The following is a 17,121-nucleotide window of genomic DNA, read 5'->3' as shown; positions in this document are numbered from 1 at the left end:
GTGGTCTCCGCTACGCGAGCGGACCGCCGAAGATGTCGATTGTGCCTTCTTTGAGGGTGACAATTGCACGCTTGGTGCTCTTGCGCTGTCCCCAGCCGAATTTGGTGCGCTTGCGCTTACCGGCACGGTTGATGGTGTTGATCGAGTCAACCTTGACCGAGAAGATCTTCTCAACGGCCAATTTGATCTCGGTCTTGTTCGAGCGAGGGTCCACCAGGAAGGTGTACTTGCCTTCGTCGATCAGACCGTAGCTCTTTTCCGAAACGACGGGTGCAAGCACGACGTCGCGCGGGTCCTTGATGGTGGTTACGCTCACTTGGAGGCCTCCTCGTTCTTGGCCTTGTCAGCGACGAACGCCTCGAAAGCAGCCTTGGTGAAGACCACGTCGTCGGAGACAAGCACGTCGTAGGTGTTCAACTGGTCTGCGTACAGAACGTGAATACCTTCGAGGTTGCGCACGGAGAGTGCAGCAACATCGTTGGCGCGCTCGATTACGACGAGCAGGTTCTTGCGCTCGGAGACTGCACGCAGCGAAGCCAGTGCTTCCTTGGCGGACGGCTTGGTGCCGGCTACCAGTTCAGCGATGACGTGGATGCGGCCGTTGCGGGCGCGGTCAGACAGGGCGCCGCGGAGTGCAGCAGCCTTCATCTTCTTGGGGGTGCGCTGGCTGTAGTCACGAGGAGTCGGACCGTGGACAACGCCACCGCCGGTCATGTGAGGAGCACGGATGGAACCCTGACGGGCGCGGCCGGTACCCTTCTGCTTGAACGGCTTGCGACCTGCACCGGAAACCTCGGCGCGGGTCTTCGTCTTGTGGGTACCCTGGCGTGCAGCAGCGAGCTGTGCGACGACGACCTGGTGCAGCAACGGCACGTTGGTCTGGACGTCGAAGATCTCTGCAGGCAGGTCTACCTTGACAGTGCTAGTCATTTAACTAGGCTCCCTTCACGGCGGTGCGTACGAGTACGACCTGGCCGCGGGCACCGGGAACGGCACCCTTGATAAGGAGCAGCGACTTCTCAGCGTCAATGGCGTGAACCGTGAGGTTCAGCGTGGTGTGACGCTCGGCGCCCATGCGGCCGGCCATTTTCAGGCCCTTGAAGACGCGGCTCGGGGTGGATGCGCCACCGATGGAGCCAGGCTTACGGTGGTTCTTGTGGGCACCGTGGGAAGCGCCAACGCCGTGGAAGCCGTGACGCTTCATAACACCGGCAAAGCCCTTACCCTTGGAGGTGCCGACGACGTCGATCTTCTGGCCGGCTTCGAAGATCTCAACAGAGAGCTCCTGGCCCAGCTCGTAGGATGCGGCGTCTGCGGTACGCAGTTCGACGACGTGGCGACGAGGAGTCACGCCAGCCTTTTCAAAGTGACCAGCCAGCGGCTTGGTGACCTTGCGGGGGTCGATCTGGCCGTAGCCGATCTGTACGGCGACGTAGCCATCTACCTCTGCGTTGCGCAGCTGGGTGATGACGTTCGAGTCAGCCTGGACAACAGTTACCGGGATGAGCTTGTTGTTCTCGTCCCAGACCTGGGTCATGCCGAGCTTCGTGCCCAGCAGGCCCTTTACGTTACGGGTTGCGGTCATAGTCTCTCAGCACCTCCCTAGAGCTTGATTTCGATGTTCACGTCGGCGGGCAGGTCGAGACGCATAAGCGAGTCAACTGCCTTCGGCGTGGGGTCGATGATGTCGATCAGACGCTTGTGAGTACGCATTTCGAAGTGCTCACGGCTGTCCTTGTACTTGTGAGGAGAGCGAATAACGCAGTAAACGTTCTTCTCCGTCGGCAGCGGCACCGGGCCGACTACCGTTGCGCCTGCGCGCGTGACCGTCTCAACGATCTTCCGCGCTGAAACATCAATGACCTCGTGGTCATATGACTTCAGCCGGATGCGGATTTTTTGTCCCGCCATGTCGCCTGACTCTCTTTCAGCTAGTGCTGCTCTAGTTAGGGCTGCTCTGTTTACTTACCTGTTGATGTGGCCGCCGAAGCGTTTGAGGATTTACCACCACACGCCGCACAAGCTGAATCCGGAGTAATCCGGGTTCCTCACCTTGTCGGCGCACCGACCCCCGCGGTCGGGCGTGTCGCGATTTCCACGCAAACTCGACCGCAATCATGGGGTTCAGGGTTATGTTTGGGCTTCAGCCTGGACCCTGACACCCGGCATTATCCGGATCGGGACACGAAGAAGCGCTTGAACAACTCATCCAGTATGGCTGAAATATGGTGTAAAGGCCAATCGACGCTGAGGAGCCATTGCCCGGCCCCCATCCGGTGAGGATGATGGGGTCATGAACGCCCAGGATTCAGGCTCCGTGGAAGATCTCGCCGCCCGACTCCGCCCGGGGTTCACGCTGGGTGTCGCGGCCGCAGCCTTCCAGATAGAAGGTTCGCTGACCGCTGATGGGCGGGGACCGTCCGGCTGGGATGCGTTCTGTGAAAAGCCTGGAGCAATAGTCGACGGCGGCTCCCCCACCGTGGCCTGCGATCACTATAACCGTTCGGACGAAGACATCGCCTTGATGCAGGAGCTCGGAGTCGACTCCTACCGTTTCTCACTCTCGTGGCCGCGCATCCAGCCCGGAGGCAAGGGCGCGGTCAACCAGCGGGGGTTGGACTTCTATGATCGCCTGATCGATAAACTCCTTGCCGCAGGCATCTCCCCCATGGCCACCTTGTACCACTGGGACACTCCGCTGGAGTTGGAACATGCCGGGGGGTGGATGAACAGGGACACAGCCGAACGCTTCGCTGTCTACTGCCAAGCCGCAGCCGAGCGCTTCGGGGATCGCGTTGAGCACTGGGTGACCATGAACGAGCCCGTGTCAGTCACAGTGCAGGGATACTCGTTGGGAGTGCACGCACCAGGCCGGCAACTGCTGTTCGACTCACTGCCTGCCGCACATCATCAATTGCTGGGCCATGGAATGGCGGTCCAGGCCCTCCGAGGCGCAGGAGTGAAGGGTCAGATCGGTGTGTCCAACATGCACTGCCCCGTCGAACCCGCCAGCACCAGTCTCGGCGACCGATTGATGGCGCAGGCCCTGGACCTGATCCTCAACCGCATCTATGCCGATGCGATACTGCTGGGCCAATATCCCAAGCCACCCCTGCCCATGAAACCGTGGTTCCGCTCGCTGGGTACAGTTCACGACGGCGATCTCGAATTGATCAGCCAACCGCTGGACTTCTATGGGCTCAACTACTACTACCCCGTGAAGGCCGCGGCAGGCCCCGGTCCGGCGGAGATACCCACAGGAAGGTCGCCGGAGATGACCAAGGTTCCATTCCACCTGGCCGCCTACCAGGAGTATGAGACCACCGGGTTCGGCTGGCCGGTTGCGCCTGAGTACCTGGCCCTGCTGCTACGCGAAATGAAGGACCGGTACGGTGATGCACTTCCTCCCATTTACATCACCGAAGGCGGAGCCAGCTATCCCGAACCTGCCCACGTTGAAGGACCCGTCCAGGACACCAACCGCATCACGTACTTGGCTGAACACCTAGGACACGCACTGACGGCAACCGGGCCCGGAGGCATCGCCGAGGATGTGGATCTTCGCGGATACTACGTCTGGACCTTGTTGGACAATTTCGAGTGGGCGGCGGGCTACTCGCAGCGATTCGGCCTGATCCATGTGGACTTCGAAACCTTGGAAAGGACGCCCAAGGATTCGTTCTACTGGTACCGGGCGCTGGGCCGTGCACGTCACCGTCACTTATAGCCCGCGGACGTTACCTTCATGTAGCCCGCCCGGGTTAACTCCGGCACTACGGAACGTTGCCCTACTTGTTTTTGTTGGCGCGCCGAATCCTCTTGGCGCGTTCGATCTCGGTCTTAAAGTTCTTTCGACCCCACAACACGCCGCCGCCGATAGCTGCAATGACTGCCAGGAAAATCAGAAATTCCATGGTGCGCTCCTCTCCGTAGACTGCAACATTATCGGATTCCGTCGCGGGTCCGCGCAGGCGGGGCGTCACTCGGAGCTCCGCCCTCTCCCGGTCCGCCTGTATTGCCTGGCGGCTTCCGGTTCAAGCGCCACACCGCCAGCACAATCAGGCCCAAAGCGACGAGGGCAAGCATCGCAAAGGCATAGGAGCGCAACGCCCACATGATGCTCAGCGCAACGGCAATGGCACCCCACCAGACAAGTACCCGCTCCGCCAGCAGCAGGCCGGCGGCCAGTAGCAGGACATGTGCCACGAGTACGTACAGTTGCTGCGATGAAGTACCGCTGAAGATGGTCCCCACGGACGTGAGCGACAGAGCTCCGGCTGCAATGCACAGCCGAAGCAGGCCCTCCGCCCGCTGCCCCTTCATGTAGCGCAGCCCTGCTATAACGGCGCCGGCTATCACGTACCACTGCGCGGCCCAGAACCAATCAGGCCTGGATGCGTCCACAAACAGGACCGCCCGTTGGAGGGCTGCGACAGAGACCAGTCCCCCAATCTCAGCGGCCACCCATTTACCGTGCGGAACCTCAGCCACCACCAGCACCCCGGTTGCGACCACCAGGATAAACCCGACCATGGATGTTTCGTCGCTTCCCAGTCCCACCGCCGCGGATGATGCAACAGCCAAGGCCGCGCCCGCAACCAGGGAGTTCCGCCGCCAGTCCTCGTCCCTCATTGCCGGTCCGCCAAAGGTCTTTAGCGAATAAAGGAGCACAGCGGTCCCGACTCCGCCAATGAGCCAAACAGCGTAATCGCTCCAGACGCCCGCAGGCAGGCCTTGCAGCAGCCCGTCGACGGCGGGAATCGCCCCTACCAGCACGGCTGGAGCGGCTGCCGCATAAAGAGCCGGCATTCGTTCAAAGTGTGAGGCTGAGAACAGAACACAAGCCAGGACCAAGACGGAAAGTCCGGTCAGGGAGTAGGACACACCGAAGGTCAGTAGGCCACCCACACCCGTGAACGCGATGGCAGAGATGAGCCAGAACCACCGCTCTGTAACACCCTCGATTGCACCGGCAGGCGTCTTTTCCGGCCGGAACACGGCCCTGGCTGCAATCATGGCGACAGCCAGCGCGAGCAAGACAACGGGTACTTGGGACTTGTCCAGCAGTGGTTGGTGCAGCCACGTCGACACAGGGAACGTGAGCGCGGGCCCGGCTGCGATGACTCCCGCTCCTATGGCCGCGACACCGAAGTATTGGGATCCGCGTGCACCGAGGACGCGCCAGGCGACCGCAGCGGAAGCCGGGACCAAGGCCAACTGAAGCAACAGCACCCAGCGGCCACCGCCGTCGTAATCTCCTGCAAGCACGTAGGCGAACGGCAGCAAGAGTTGGGCACCCAGGGTGAGCTGAACGGTTGCCTGTTGGAAGGCGACATCCACGCCACGCCTGCGCAGGACCAAGGTGAACACATGCTGCAACGCAAGCACCAGGGCCAGGCTGATGGACACCGCTGCGGGCGAGTCCGTGACATCACCGACCGTTACAGCGATCAAGGCGCCCGCAAGCACCCGGACGCCAAGCAGGTAGCCACCCCGGATCAACCGGTCGCCTACCACGCCCATCATGAAACCGCTGTAGCTCGCGAAGATGGCAAGCAAGATTTCGACGTCCCGGATATTCCCCAGCCGGAGAGCCAGGAGGAGCACAAATGCCAAGGGAGCGAAGACCCACGCTGCGGAGTGACTTCGGAGAACCGAACTGACCAGGACGGCAGCTACGGCAGTTGTTACCGCGGCAACACCCGGCTGCCAGCTGTCCCTGACGCTCCAAGCTCCCCACGCGGTGGTGACAGTCAGGAAGGTGGTAGCCGCGGCCATGACGACAACCACAGCGCCGGCATCGAGCACGGAAGCACGGGGGTAACGGCGTCGGTTGCCGGCATGCAGGGGAAGGAACAACTGGAGCGCAGCAGCCATGACGAGTACAAACCCAATCGCGGGAACTTCACCTACGAGGCGAATGCTCCAGCCATCGCGCGTTGCATCTCCGTAGGCCGACGCCGCCAACACCGTGCCGGTTGCCCGGGCCAGCCACCAATAGCACTGCCTGTGGAAGGACGGGTGGATTCGAAGGGCCGTGACCACAAGGTAGGCAAGCAAAGCCAGCAGGACAGCATTTCCCAGCGTCCAGGACACGAATGATGCTGCCATGCCGCCAGCAAGAACCGCAGTTGCCGGAGCGATTACCTCAGCCACCGTCGGGCGCCACGCCACCGGTGCATCCGGCGCCCGATGAGTTCCCGGAAACATCAGGAGGCCCGAGACCAGGCCCGCCGACAAGAGGAGCAGAACAGCTGCAGCCACTATCGGGCGTCCGGCGCCGTCATCGAACACCGGGAGGACAAGAAGCCCAGCCGCGGCGGCACCGCCGAAGCCCGCCACAGACGCTTGCGGAGCCAACAGGCGGACTCCCCCTCGTTCAAGCCCTGCGCTCACAACTTGCTGCACAGCGGCCACGGCCACTAGCGCTATCAGGGAGTAGGCAGTCCTGTCCGGATTTCCGGTCATCATGCCTGCCACACCGGCGGGCACTGCCAGGGTGAGCGCGATCCGTCCCGCAAGAATCAAGTACCGGCGCGAAGCAACCGGCCCAACCGTTGCGCGCACGAACCAGTAGAGTGCCGCTGAAGTCAAGAGTGCCGCGACGGTCCATGCACCCAGCAGGCCTCCGAGCGCACCGCCCACCCCGAGCACCACAGCCGGGGCGAACTCCATGCCTTGGCCCAGTTTCCAACCAACCACCATGGCAGTCAGCATTGTCAGGGACAGCGGAACGTAGTTGGGAAGGTCGAACGCCCCGAACTCCAGCACAACAGTGAGTACGGCCGAGGTGATCAATTGCAAGGCCAGACAGGAAATGGCGTCGTTCCACCAGAAGCGCGGCAACAACTTCCTGCCGCCGAAGGCAACTGCCAGGGACTGAACGCTGAGGCAGACTATTGCTGCCAACATCACCGAGCTCACGTCACCGGTGATATCCCACACCACCCCGAGGACAGCCAGCGTCAGCGCAGCCCTGGCAGCATAAAGATGCTGCCTCCTGTACCGGGCCCGCGGCACGAAGAACATGACAGCGAAGTAGATGCCGCACATCAACATCACCCAGGCGTACTCCCCCTTCGACAAGAGCTGCGGAGTGAAGGTCACCACAACGGCCACGAGGGGAACCAGGGAGGGGTGCAGCACCATCAGCGGACGGACATACAACGGAGGAAGCCACTTGGGACGCAGCAAGGAAACAACAGTCAGGAGAATGGCCACGCCGATGAGTGCCGTGAAGTACCAGACCAAGGCGCCCCCAAGAACGGAGACACCGGACCACGCCGTGGAGACGACGAAACTCAGGGAAAGGAAGGCCAGGACTTTATTGTCCAGTTTTACTGCTGTGTATGCATAAACGGCCGTGCCCAGCAACGATGTGACCAGCCAGGCAGCAGGACCGTTGTGGAGAACGAAGTTGTACATGGCCAAGCCGGTGACGGGGATGAGTGCCAGGCCGGTTCCGACGAAGGCAACCGCAGCTGGTCGCAGGCGGGGAACCCGGGAATGGATCACCATGCCCGATACGTAGAACAAAGCAGTGATGAACCAAATACCCACGAAGCGGAAGAGCGCAGGAAGGCTCGTGCCCACGAACAAGGCCCCTGCAGCTACCAGCAGTAGGCTGGCCACGTAGAGGGTGACGTTGATGTTTTGCTGGTCACGCTTCGCCTTGCGGGCAGCGGCGGCTTCGGGAGTTTCCCGCACGACCGGCGGCTGCTGAGCAAGGAAAGCCGCCTGCGACTGAGGGACAGGTTGCCGTGGCACGGCCTGCTGCGGAACGGCCTGCCGCGATGCATACGGGACTGCCGGGCCTACGGGCTGTGGGTTAGGCGGCTGGAAATACTCCGCTTGGTTCGGCAAGGGGTGCCGGACAGCCGGTGCTGGCATGGAGGGCTGGGCCGGCAACCCCGTGGACGACTGCGTGTACAGCGGAGCCACTGGCTGGCTCGCAGGGGAAGGAGTGACTGTCATGCTCGAGGGTCCCTCCTTACCCTTCCCCTTGGCCTCCGCATCCCGCCACCCAGCCAGGTGGCCGGCGAGGTAGCCCGCTTGATAGGCGGCTCGGTCCGGCGTGGAAAAAGCATCGGACGAAGTCCCTCGGCGCCCCTTAGCCAAACCGACCGCAAAGCCAACCCCGCCAACGACGACGATGAGCAGCAGTATGAGGAATGCAGTCATGGAAGCTCCTAGGTTGCGCCGGACGCAGCAGTTGGCCTGCCTTTATCCATTCGATAGAGTAACTATAGCAAAAAGAACCCCACCGCCGTAGCGGTGGGGTTCCCTTAGCTAACTACCGGCTGGGCCGGAGCGTCACCGATCTACAAGTAGAGACTACTTGATGATGCTGGTGACACGTCCCGAACCAACGGTGCGGCCGCCTTCGCGGATAGCGAAGCCGAGGCCCTCTTCCATAGCGATCGGCTGGATGAGCGCAACGGTCATCTCAGTGTTGTCGCCAGGCATAACCATTTCCGTGCCTTCCGGCAGGGTGATAACGCCGGTTACGTCCGTGGTACGGAAGTAGAACTGCGGGCGGTAGTTGGAGTAGAACGGGTTGTGACGTCCGCCTTCGTCCTTGGAAAGGATGTAGACGTTAGCCTCGAAGTCGGTGTGCGGGGTGATGGAACCCGGCTTGACGACAACCTGGCCACGCTCGACATCGTCGCGCTTCAGACCGCGGAGCAGGAGGCCACAGTTCTCGCCGGCCCATGCTTCGTCGAGCTGCTTGTGGAACATCTCGATACCGGTAACCGTGGTCTTCTGGATCGGGCGGATGCCGACGATCTCAACCTCGGAGTTGATGGCGAGGGTTCCACGCTCGGCGCGGCCCGTAACAACGGTGCCACGACCGGTGATCGTGAAGACGTCTTCGATCGGCATCAGGAACGGCTTGTCGCGGTCACGTACGGGGTCCGGAACGGACTCGTCGACAGCTGCCATCAGGTCCTGGACGGACTTGACCCAAACCGGGTCGCCTTCCAGAGCCTTGAGACCGGAAACGCGAACAACCGGAGCCTCATCGCCATCGAAGCCCTGCGAGCTCAGGAGCTCACGAACTTCCATTTCGACGAGGTCGAGGAGTTCTTCGTCATCAACCATGTCGGACTTGTTCAGTGCGACCAGCAGGTAGGGAACACCAACCTGGCGGGCGAGCAGAACGTGCTCACGGGTCTGAGCCATCGGACCATCGGTTGCAGCAACCACGAGGATTGCGCCGTCCATCTGGGCAGCACCGGTGATCATGTTCTTGATGTAGTCAGCGTGACCCGGGGCGTCTACGTGTGCGTAGTGGCGCTTCTCGGTCTGGTACTCCACGTGGGAGATGTTGATGGTAATACCGCGCTGGCGCTCTTCCGGAGCAGAGTCGATCGACGCGAAGTCGCGCTGCTCGTTGAGATCCGGGTACTGGTCGTACAGCACCTTGGAAATGGCGGCAGTCAGCGTCGTCTTACCGTGGTCAACGTGACCAATGGTGCCGATGTTGACGTGCGGCTTAGTCCGCTCGAACTTTGCCTTTGCCACAGGTTCCTCCTAGAACGATTTCAAGTGAAGTGCTCCTCGGCCGCGCTTTTCGCGGCAGAAACTTTAGCAAGTCTACTTGGGGGCTTGGTTTTGGTGAAATTGCAGATTCAGGAACCAATGGTAGTTCCTCGAGCCTGTTTGCGCAGGGGCCGGGCCGCGGCTGTCGCCGCAGCCCCGCCTCAAGCGCTCAGATGCCTTCCCGATACCGGAATTGCATCCGTTACCGGGAGATTACTCGCCGCGGGTTTTCTGGATGATCTCGTCGGCTACTGCCTTGGGGACCTCCGCGTAGCTGTTGAACGTCATGGAGTACACAGCGCGACCCTGGGTCTTGGACCGCAGGTCACCGATGTAGCCGAACATGCCGGACAGCGGAACGTGTGCACGGATAACCTTCACACCTGCTGCGTCTTCCATGGACTGCATCTGGCCACGACGGGCGTTCAGGTCACCAATAACATCACCCATGTATTCCTCAGGTGTGCGGACCTCAACATCCATCAGCGGTTCAAGCAGAACAGGGTTCGCCTTGCGTGCAGCTTCCTTGAAAGCCATACGCCCGGCGATCTTGAACGCCATTTCCGAGGAGTCAACGTCGTGGGACGCGCCATCAATCAGCGTGGCCTTGATGCCGACAACCGGGTAACCGGCCAGGACGCCGTCGTTCAGGGCATCCTGGATACCAGCGTCAACGGACGGGATGTATTCGCGCGGAACGCGGCCACCAGTGACCTTGTTTTCGAACGAGTACAGCTCGCCGGAAGCGGTGTCCATGGGCTCGATCGCAATCTGGATCTTTGCGAACTGACCCGAACCACCGGTCTGCTTCTTGTGCGTGTAGTCAAGGCGCTCAACGGCGCGCTTGATGGTTTCGCGGTAAGCAACCTGCGGCTTGCCAACGTTTGCCTCGACCTTGAATTCGCGGCGCATGCGGTCCACCAGGATATCCAGGTGAAGCTCGCCCATGCCGGCGATGATGGTCTGGCCCGTGTCTTCGTTGAGGGAGACCTGGAAGGTCGGGTCCTCAGCGGAGAGCTTCTGGATGGCCGTGGAGAGCTTCTCCTGGTCACCCTTGGTGTTGGGCTCGATGGCAACCGAGATCACGGGCTCCGGGAAGCTCATGGACTCGAGGACGATCTGGTTGTTGGCATCGCACAGGGTGTCGCCCGTGGTGGTGTCCTTCAGACCGATGGCTGCGTAGATGTGGCCGGCGGTAGCGCCCTCGACAGGCATTTCCTTGTTGGCGTGCATCTGGAACAGCTTGCCGATGCGTTCCTTCTTGCCCTTGGTGGAGTTGACCACCTGGGCGCCTGCCTCGACGTGACCGGAGTACACGCGGACGAAGGTCAGCTGACCGAAGAACGGGTGCGCGGCAATCTTGAAGGCGAGGGCCGAGAACGGCTCGTCTGCAGACGGCTTGCGGGTGAGTTCCTTCTCTTCGTCGCGGGGATCGTGACCGATCATCGGCGGGACGTCGAGCGGGTTCGGCAGGAAGTCAACAACAGCGTCAAGCATCGGCTGGACACCGCGGTTCTTGAAGGCAGAACCACAGAAGACCGGGTAGAGCTCAGAGTTGATGGTCATCTTGCGGATGCCGGCTTTGATCTCTTCGAGGGTGAGTTCTTCACCTTCGAGGTACTTCTCCATGAGCTCTTCGGAAGCCTCGGCCACAGTCTCAACGAGCTGTGCACGGTACTCTTCGGCCTTCGCCTGGAGGTCCGCCGGGATTTCCTGCACTTCGTAGGAAGCGCCCATGGTGACGTCACCCTTAGCGTCGCCAGGCCAAACCAGGGCGCGCATTTCGAGGAGGTCAACAACACCGATGAAGTCGTTCTCAGCACCGATGGGCAGCTGCATGACCAGCGGCTTGGCACCAAGGCGGGAGATGATGGTGTCTACGGTGAAGTAGAAGTCAGCGCCCAGCTTGTCCATCTTGTTGACGAAGCAGATACGCGGAACGTTGTACTTGTCAGCCTGGCGCCAAACAGTCTCGGACTGCGGCTCCACGCCTTCCTTGCCATCGAACACTGCGACTGCACCGTCGAGGACGCGCAAGGAGCGCTCAACCTCAACCGTGAAGTCAACGTGGCCCGGGGTGTCAATGATGTTGATCTGGTTCTTGTCCCAGAAGCAAGTCACGGCGGCAGACGTGATGGTGATGCCGCGTTCCTTTTCCTGTTCCATCCAGTCAGTCGTCGAAGCGCCGTCGTGCGTCTCGCCGATCTTGTGGTTCACACCCGTGTAGAACAGGATGCGCTCGGTAGTGGTGGTCTTGCCGGCATCGATGTGGGCCATGATGCCGATGTTGCGGACCTTATTAAGGTCGGTAAGCACGTCCTGTGCCACGGGGTCTCCCTTTCGGATGGACTACACGTTCGCCGCCGGCTCAGTGAGCCGGCGGCGTCCGGAAAGTTTTTACCAGCGGTAGTGTGCGAAGGCCTTGTTGGACTCGGCCATCTTGTGGGTGTCTTCGCGACGCTTCACAGCGGCACCAAGACCATTGGAGGCATCCAGGATTTCGTTCTGGAGGCGCTCGGTCATGGTCTTCTCACGGCGGGCCTTGGAGTAGCCCACGAGCCAACGCAGAGCGAGGGCGGTGGAGCGACCCGGCTTGACCTCAACCGGAACCTGGTAGGTAGCGCCACCAACACGGCGTGAACGCACCTCGAGGGAAGGCTTGACGTTGTCCATGGCCTTCTTGAGAGCGGCAACGGGGTCGCCGCCGGACTTGGCACGTGCACCTTCGAGTGCGCCGTAAACGATGCGCTCTGCGGTGGACTTCTTGCCGTCGACAAGAACCTTGTTGATCAGCTGCGTGACCAACGGGGAGCCGTAAACGGGATCGGAAACTAGCGGCCGCTTCGGGGCCGGACCCTTGCGAGGCATATTACTTCTTCTCCATCTTTGCGCCGTAACGGCTGCGAGCCTGCTTGCGGTTCTTTACACCCTGGGTGTCGAGTGCGCCGCGGACGATCTTGTAGCGGACACCCGGAAGGTCCTTAACACGACCACCACGAACGAGCACGATGGAGTGCTCCTGGAGGTTGTGGCCAACACCGGGGATGTAGGCGGTAACTTCTACGCCGCCGTTGAGACGCACACGTGCCACCTTACGGAGAGCCGAGTTCGGCTTCTTGGGGGTGGTGGTGTAAACGCGGGTGCAAACACCGCGGCGCATCGGGCTGCCCTTCAGCGCGGGAGCCTTGGTCTTGGAGACCTTCGGCGTGCGGCCCTTGCGGACCAGCTGGTTAATCGTAGGCACTTTCGTGTTCTCCGTTGTTTGATCTCTGCCCCCACACACAGGCGCCAGCCGGTGTAAACGTGGGAACTTTGGCGTTGCTCGTGCAGCCGGCCGAAACTCCGGTAGGCGTGCAAAAGTGCGGCATTCGTTGCGCATGTTGCCCGCAACCCGGAAACAGGCTCCACCCAGCACCATGAGAACAAAACCAAAATGATGCTGCGGCGGCCTTCATCCACTGCCACACAGAACAATTACCAAAAGTCTAGCACGGCTTGATCTGGCGCCTTAATCGGGTGTATGGAGGACGACGGCGCAGGCCGGCTGCCGCCGTCGTCCTCCGCTCCCCCCGGCTCGCCGGGCAAAAAGCCGCCGTTAACGGGTCCGGCCCCGCACTCATTGAGTACGGGGCCGGACCTTACAGCGTCAACTTTGCGGTGACGGCGTGAGCCGGTTTAGCGGAAGTCGTTGCCGAGGTCGTAGTCATCCAGCGGGATGGCGTGGAACTCGGGAGCGCCGTCGCCACCCAGGGCGTCATAGGAGAAGTCGGTGAAAGCGCTGGGGCCCGTGAACAGGCTTGCCTTCGCTTCTTCCGTCGGCTCCACAGTGACCTCTGTGTAGCGGGGCAGACCCGTACCAGCCGGGATGAGCTTACCGATGATGACGTTTTCCTTGAGGCCGAGCAGAGGATCGCTCTTACCTTCCATGGCCGCCTGCGTCAGGACGCGGGTGGTTTCCTGGAAGGAAGCTGCCGACAGCCAGGACTCGGTAGCCAAGGAAGCCTTGGTGATACCCATGAGTTCCGGACGTCCCGAAGCCGGGGCCTTGCCCTCGGACACGACGCGGCGGTTCTCGTCCTCGAAGCGGGCGCGCTCTGCAAGCTCACCGGGGAGCAGGTCGGAGTCGCCGGATTCGATGACGGTCACGCGGCGCAGCATCTGCCGGACGATAACCTCGACGTGCTTGTCGTGGATACCAATACCCTGGCTGCGGTAAACGCCCTGAACCTCATCCACAAGGAACTTCTGTGCGGCACGGGGGCCCATGATGCGCAGAACCTGCTTCGGGTCCACCGGACCGTTGATCAGCTTCTGGCCGACGCTGACGTGCTCGCCATCCTCGATGAGGAGACGTGAACGGCGCAGCACCGGGTAGGCAATCTCTTCGGAACCATCGTCCGGAGTGATGACCAAGCGCATCTGGCGCTCGGACTCTTCGATGGTGATGCGGCCGGCTGCTTCAGCAATCGGTGCGACACCCTTCGGAGTACGGGCTTCGAAGAGCTCCTGGATACGGGGCAGACCCTGGGTGATGTCGTCGCCACCACCGGCGGACACAGCACCACCGGTGTGGAACGTACGCATCGTCAGCTGGGTACCCGGCTCACCGATGGACTGTGCGGCAATAATGCCCACGGCCTCGCCGATGTCCACGGTCTTGCCAGTGGCCAGCGAACGGCCGTAGCAAAGTGCACAGGTGCCGACCTTGGACTCACAAGTGAGCACGGAGCGGACCTTGACCTCGGTGATGCCTGCAGCCAGCAGCTGGTCGATGACGACGTCGCCGCAGTCGGTGCCCCCGGCAGCCAGGACGTTGCCCTGGGCATCGACGACGTCGACGGCCAGCGTACGGGCGTAGGCGCTGTTCTCGACGTTCTCGTCCAGGACGAGCTCACCGTTGGAATCCGGCACGGCGATCGGGGTGACCAGACCTCGTTCGGTACCACAGTCCTCTTCGCGGACGATGACGTCCTGCGAAACGTCCACCAGACGACGGGTCAGGTAACCCGAGTTGGCGGTACGGAGAGCGGTATCGGCCAGACCCTTACGGGCACCGTGCGTGGCGATGAAGTATTCCAGAACCGACAGGCCCTCGCGGTAGGAGGACTTGATCGGGCGAGGAATAATCTCACCCTTCGGGTTGGCCACAAGACCACGGATACCCGCGATCTGGCGGACCTGCATCCAGTTACCACGTGCACCGGAGGACACCATGCGGTTGATGGTGTTCATCGGGGACAGGCTGTCACGCATCGCCTGGGCGATTTCGTTGGTTGCCTTGTTCCAGATTTCGATCAGTTCCTGGCGACGCTCGTCGTCGTCGATCAGGCCCTTGTCGTACTGGCCCTGGATCTTGGCAGCCATGTTCTCGTAACCGGCCAGAATGGCAGGCTTGGAAGTAGGCACCTCGATGTCGGAGATGGCAACCGTGACACCCGAACGGGTGGCCCAGTAGAAACCGGCATCCTTCAGGTTATCCAGCGTTGCCGCCGTAACAACCTTCGGGTAGCGCTCGGCGAGGTCATTGACGATCCGGGACAGTTCGCCCTTATCCGCAACAGCCTCAACCCACGGGTAATCCTCGGGCAGCGTCTGGTTGAAGATGACCTGGCCCAGGGAGGTTTCAACGAGCGCCGGCTGACCGGGCTCCCAACCTTCCGGAGCTTCCCATCCTGCGTAAGGCACGAAGTCGTCCAGACGGATCTTCACCTGGGAGTTCAGGTGCAGGTCACGGGCGTCGTACGCCATGATGGCTTCCGACACCGAGGAGAAGATGCGGCCTTCGCCGGCGGAGCCGACGCGCTTGGTGGTCAGGTGGTACAGGCCGATGATCATATCCTGCGAAGGAAGGGTCACCGGACGGCCATCGGACGGCTTCAGGATGTTGTTCGAGGACAGCATCAGGATGCGGGCTTCGGCCTGGGCTTCCGGGCTCAGCGGCAGGTGTACTGCCATCTGGTCGCCGTCGAAGTCAGCGTTGAAGGCGCCACACACCAGCGGGTGAAGCTGGATTGCCTTGCCTTCCACAAGCTGCGGTTCGAAGGCCTGGATGCCGAGGCGGTGCAGGGTAGGTGCACGGTTGAGCAGCACCGGGTGTTCGGTGATGATCTCTTCCAGCACGTCCCAAACCTGCGGACGGTAACGCTCGACCATACGCTTTGCCGACTTGATGTTCTGTGCGTGGTTGAGGTCAACCAGGCGCTTCATCACGAACGGCTTGAAGAGCTCCAGGGCCATCTGCTTGGGCAGACCACACTGGTGCAGCTTCAGCTGCGGGCCGACGACGATCACCGAACGGCCGGAGTAGTCAACGCGCTTGCCGAGGAGGTTCTGGCGGAAACGACCCTGCTTGCCCTTGAGCATGTCGCTCAGGGACTTCAGCGGACGGTTGCCCGGACCCGTAACGGGGCGGCCACGACGACCGTTGTCGAACAGGCTGTCAACAGCTTCCTGAAGCATGCGCTTCTCGTTGTTGACGATGATCTCCGGAGCACCGAGGTCAAGCAGTCGCTTGAGTCGGTTGTTGCGGTTGATCACACGGCGGTAGAGGTCGTTGAGGTCGGAGGTCGCGAAGCGGCCACCGTCCAACTGGACCATCGGGCGCAATTCCGGCGGGATCACCGGAACGGCGTCGAGAACCATGCCGAGCGGGCTGTTGTTGGTGGTCAGGAACGCGTTGACAACCTTCAGGCGCTTCAGGGCACGCGTCTTGCGCTGGCCCTTGCCGTTCTGGATGGTGTCGCGCAGTGACTCAGCTTCAGCCTGCATGTCAAAGGTCTCGAGGCGCTTCTTGATGGCCTCGGCACCCATGGAGCCTTCGAAGTACAGCCCGTAACGGTCGCGCAGTTCGCGGTAGAGGCCTTCGTCACCTTCAAGGTCAGCGACCTTGAGGTTCTTGAAGCGGTCCCAAACCTGCTCAAGGCGCTCGATGTCGGCGTCGGCACGCTTGCGGACGTTCGCCATCTGGCGGTCAGCAGAATCGCGGGCCTTCTTCTTGTCGGCAGCCTTGGCGCCTTCGCCTTCAAGACGGGCAAGCTCGTCTTCAAGGTCGCGGGCGATCGTGGCGATGTCGCTGTCGCGGTTGTCCACCATCTGCTTCTTCTCGAGGTCGTGCTCGACCTGGAGGTTCGGCAGTTCAGCGTGACGGCTTTCGGTGTCAACGCTGGTGATCATGTAGGCAGCGAAGTAGATGACCTTTTCAAGGTCCTTCGGTGCCAGGTCCAAAAGGTAGCCCAAGCGCGAGGGAACGCCCTTGAAGTACCAGATGTGGGTTACAGGCGCGGCCAGCTCAATGTGGCCCATGCGCTCACGACGCACCTTGGCGCGGGTGACTTCAACGCCACAACGCTCGCAGATGATGCCCTTGAAGCGGACGCGCTTGTACTTACCGCAGTAGCATTCCCAGTCGCGGGACGGGCCGAAGATCTTCTCGCAGAAGAGGCCGTCCTTCTCGGGCTTGAGCGTGCGGTAGTTGATGGTTTCCGGCTTCTTGACCTCACCGTAAGACCATCCGCGGATGTCTTCCGCGGTGGCGAGGCCGATCTGCATGAGGCCGAAGGAGGATTCGCTGGACATATG

At 61.5% G+C, this 17,121-nt stretch carries 12 protein-coding genes; 1 reads left to right on the top strand and 11 read right to left on the bottom strand.

What is annotated here, in order from left to right:
* Positions 1–10 precede the first annotated feature (10 nt).
* The 4 genes from rplW to rpsJ are packed head-to-tail and all read right to left on the bottom strand — an operon-like array spanning position 11 to position 1,911.
* Positions 11–316 carry a 50S ribosomal protein L23 gene (gene rplW / locus ACZ881_RS09930; RefSeq protein ID WP_011775593.1) on the bottom strand — a complete coding sequence of 102 codons (306 nt, stop codon included), beginning with the start codon at positions 314–316 and terminating at the stop codon, positions 11–13.
* Entirely contained in the window at positions 313–930 is a 618-nt protein-coding gene (gene rplD, locus ACZ881_RS09925; RefSeq protein WP_091468992.1) for a 50S ribosomal protein L4, read from the bottom strand. The genes rplW and rplD overlap by 4 nt, the downstream gene beginning before the upstream one ends.
* A gap of 4 nt (positions 931–934) precedes the next feature.
* Positions 935–1,585 (bottom strand): 50S ribosomal protein L3, encoded by a 651-nt coding sequence (gene rplC, locus ACZ881_RS09920; protein ID WP_011775595.1) that lies wholly within the window; start codon positions 1,583–1,585, stop codon positions 935–937.
* A gap of 17 nt (positions 1,586–1,602) precedes the next feature.
* Positions 1,603–1,911, bottom strand: a complete 309-nt coding sequence (rpsJ, locus tag ACZ881_RS09915; RefSeq protein ID WP_003803825.1) for a 30S ribosomal protein S10 — start codon at positions 1,909–1,911, stop codon at positions 1,603–1,605.
* Between the two features lie 382 nt (positions 1,912–2,293).
* On the opposite strand from rpsJ, the gene ACZ881_RS09910 reads away from it, so the two are divergent.
* Positions 2,294–3,727 carry a GH1 family beta-glucosidase gene (locus ACZ881_RS09910; RefSeq protein ID WP_178997201.1) on the top strand — a complete coding sequence of 478 codons (1,434 nt, stop codon included), beginning with the start codon at positions 2,294–2,296 and terminating at the stop codon, positions 3,725–3,727.
* A 61-nt stretch (positions 3,728–3,788) separates the two neighbouring features.
* Here the strand turns inward: ACZ881_RS09910 and ACZ881_RS09905 are convergent, their stop codons facing one another.
* From ACZ881_RS09905 to ACZ881_RS09875, 7 genes are all read right to left on the bottom strand, one after another.
* Entirely contained in the window at positions 3,789–3,914 is a 126-nt protein-coding gene (locus tag ACZ881_RS09905) for a hypothetical protein (RefSeq protein ID WP_256870824.1), read from the bottom strand.
* Positions 3,915–3,942: 28 nt separating this feature from the next.
* A complete protein-coding gene (locus ACZ881_RS09900) occupies positions 3,943–8,181 on the bottom strand; it encodes a hypothetical protein (RefSeq protein ID WP_476114731.1) in 4,239 nt (1,412 codons plus the stop codon).
* 153 nt (positions 8,182–8,334) lie between these two features.
* The gene (tuf, locus tag ACZ881_RS09895) at positions 8,335–9,525 is read right to left on the bottom strand and encodes an elongation factor Tu (protein ID WP_011775598.1); all 1,191 of its coding nucleotides are present in this window, start codon (positions 9,523–9,525) and stop codon (positions 8,335–8,337) included.
* 231 nt (positions 9,526–9,756) lie between these two features.
* Complete coding sequence (fusA, locus tag ACZ881_RS09890; protein WP_091469000.1) at positions 9,757–11,871, bottom strand: elongation factor G; 2,115 nt, start codon at positions 11,869–11,871, stop codon at positions 9,757–9,759.
* 69 nt (positions 11,872–11,940) lie between these two features.
* Positions 11,941–12,411 (bottom strand): 30S ribosomal protein S7, encoded by a 471-nt coding sequence (rpsG, locus tag ACZ881_RS09885; protein WP_003803829.1) that lies wholly within the window; start codon positions 12,409–12,411, stop codon positions 11,941–11,943.
* 1 nt (position 12,412) lies between these two features.
* On the bottom strand, positions 12,413–12,787 hold the full coding sequence (gene rpsL, locus ACZ881_RS09880) for a 30S ribosomal protein S12 (protein ID WP_009358312.1): 375 nt from the start codon (positions 12,785–12,787) through the stop codon (positions 12,413–12,415).
* Between the two features lie 431 nt (positions 12,788–13,218).
* Positions 13,219–17,118, bottom strand: coding sequence for a DNA-directed RNA polymerase subunit beta' (locus ACZ881_RS09875; protein ID WP_011775600.1), 3,900 nt, complete (start codon positions 17,116–17,118; stop codon positions 13,219–13,221).
* Between the last annotated feature and the right edge of the window lie 3 nt (positions 17,119–17,121).

This window comes from Paenarthrobacter sp. TE3676 (genome assembly GCF_056279165.1).
This window is presented reverse-complemented; position numbering and strand designations above follow the sequence as displayed.

What these genes read in the sequence shown, in the direction of transcription:
- ACZ881_RS09900 (WP_476114731.1), bottom strand. Translation starts at nt 8,181, where the DNA reads ATGACTGCATTCCTCATACTGCTGCTCATCGTCGTCGTTGGCGGGGTT.
- rplD (WP_091468992.1), bottom strand. Translation starts at nt 930, where the DNA reads ATGACTAGCACTGTCAAGGTAGACCTGCCTGCAGAGATCTTCGACGTC.
- rpsJ (WP_003803825.1), bottom strand. Translation starts at nt 1,911, where the DNA reads ATGGCGGGACAAAAAATCCGCATCCGGCTGAAGTCATATGACCACGAG.
- ACZ881_RS09905 (WP_256870824.1), bottom strand. Translation starts at nt 3,914, where the DNA reads ATGGAATTTCTGATTTTCCTGGCAGTCATTGCAGCTATCGGCGGCGGC.
- ACZ881_RS09910 (WP_178997201.1), top strand. Translation starts at nt 2,294, where the DNA reads ATGAACGCCCAGGATTCAGGCTCCGTGGAAGATCTCGCCGCCCGACTC.
- ACZ881_RS09875 (WP_011775600.1), bottom strand. Translation starts at nt 17,118, where the DNA reads ATGTCCAGCGAATCCTCCTTCGGCCTCATGCAGATCGGCCTCGCCACC.
- rpsG (WP_003803829.1), bottom strand. Translation starts at nt 12,411, where the DNA reads ATGCCTCGCAAGGGTCCGGCCCCGAAGCGGCCGCTAGTTTCCGATCCC.
- rplC (WP_011775595.1), bottom strand. Translation starts at nt 1,585, where the DNA reads ATGACCGCAACCCGTAACGTAAAGGGCCTGCTGGGCACGAAGCTCGGC.